Origin of the sequence: Protofrankia sp. Cr1 (genome assembly GCF_963555865.1) — a bacterium.
Taxonomy (GTDB): domain Bacteria; phylum Actinomycetota; class Actinomycetes; order Frankiales; family Frankiaceae; genus Protofrankia.
In genome coordinates this window covers 1-1,826 of record NZ_CAUVXO010000561.1, presented here as the reverse complement: position 1 = coordinate 1,826, position 1,826 = coordinate 1, and the positions used below count along the sequence as shown (strand labels likewise).

Below are 1,826 nucleotides of genomic sequence, written 5' to 3'. Positions count from 1 at the left end.
TCGGCAGCGATGGCGCGGCAGCCTGACACATATCCGACGCATCTCGGATACTGCCTGTCAGCGCTGGTCAAGCCCTGTTGGTCACTTGTGTCGATGTCGCGACACATCCGTCGGCCGATCTGCATTGATGCCATTGAGTGGGTACGGGGGACGTCAGCGCGGACGTCCGCTAGCGTGATCGGAATACCCACACGTGGGGGACGGAGGCCATGGACAGTTCGGTGGTACCCATCACATTGATCGTGGTGCTGCTGATCGGCGCGATTCTCTTCGTCGTCGTCTCCAGCCGCGCCTCGGGATTCGGCCCAGGGCCGACGCATCCGCCACGTCCATCGACACCCACCGGGAACACGCGGTCGGGACAACGCCGGCGGCGACGGTCGGGGATCATCGGGACGATCCTCGCGCCGCTGCGGCGTGCCCCCGCGCGCGCGGCCGGTGGTGCCACCCGCGCCTCGGGATCAGCCGCACCGAGGGGACAGGATGGTTCCGTGAGCTCCGCCGGCTCCAGCAGGTCTGCCCGCCCCGGCAACCCCGGCAATCCCGGCAACGTGGACCCACCGGCCTTTTCCAGGACCGCGGCGATCCCCACCGCGCCCATACCGCCGCCGGCCGGCGAACCGCCGACGACCGCTTTCGCGACGGTACCCGGCGGCAAGCAGCCCGACGTCTGGTCGACACCGTCCACGCACGGCGCCGGGCATCGGGATCTCGGAGCGGCGACAACGTCGACCAACGCGGCAACGTCGGTCAACCCGGCGGTGCCCGCCGCCGGACAGACCCGGGAAAGAAACGCGACGGGGTGGACGCCCCCACCGGTCAGCCCGCCCCCATCCGCGACATCAGGCCGTGACCGGCCTCGCGAGGGCGACTTCGGTGGCAGCGGCCCGTACGCTGGCACGGTGGCACAAGGCGCGCCCGCCAGCCGGGATGGCTTCGGGTTCGACGAGGCGGCGGCTACCCGCAGGAGCGGCACCTACCCGGACAACCGCGGCACCGGCGGTCACGGGGGTAGTGGTGACCCGTGGGACGACCCCGCCGCAACGAAGGCGTCGGATCAGACGATTCCCCCGGTACCCGCGATGGTTGCGCCGATCCCGACCGTACCGCTGGTCGCGGACGAACCGGACGTCTCCACCTCGCCGGCGCTGCGGTTGGCCGCCGCCGGGCGGACCCGCAGGGGCAAGCGTGGCGGTCCCAATGAGGACGCCTTCGTCGTCCTCGACGGCCTGCTCGCGGTGGCCGACGGAGTCGGTGGCGAAGCGGCCGGCCAGATCGCGTCCACCCTGGCGGTGACGACCGTGGCGAGCTTCCGCCCGCAGTACGCCGCCGACCCTCGCGACGGTCTGCGGGGTGCCCTCGACCGGGCCAACCGGACCGTCCGGGAGAAGCCGTTGCAGGAGCCGTCCTGGCACGGGATGGCCTGCACCCTGGACGTGGTCGTCCTCGGCCGGCAGCACGACACCGGCGAAACCCTCTTCGTGGCGCACGTCGGGGACAGCACCGTCTGGCTACAGCCCGGGCGCGGCCGGCCCCGCCAGCTCACCACCCCGCACGCCATCAAGAACGGGCCGCTGTTGAACGCGATCGGGCTCAACGAAGAGGTCGAGCTGGACCTGCTGGAGGAGCCGGTGCGGGCCGGGGATCGGGTGGTCCTCGCCAGCGACGGCATCACCAAGGTCATGAAGCCCGAGCAACTGGACGGCCTGCTGATGGAGCTCGGCACCATGAGCCCCGAACAGGCCGCGGACGCGCTCGTGGACGCCGCCATGATGGCCGGTGCCCGCGACGACACCACCATCGTCGTCGGCGATCTGGTCACCGAC

1 protein-coding gene is annotated in these 1,826 nt (G+C 71.4%); it reads left to right on the top strand.

The window, feature by feature from the left end; all coding sequences use genetic code 11:
- Positions 1-209: 209 nt before the first annotated feature.
- On the top strand, positions 210-1,826 hold a 1,617-nt coding region (locus U9980_RS25805; protein ID WP_322770304.1), incomplete at its 3' end, for a PP2C family protein-serine/threonine phosphatase.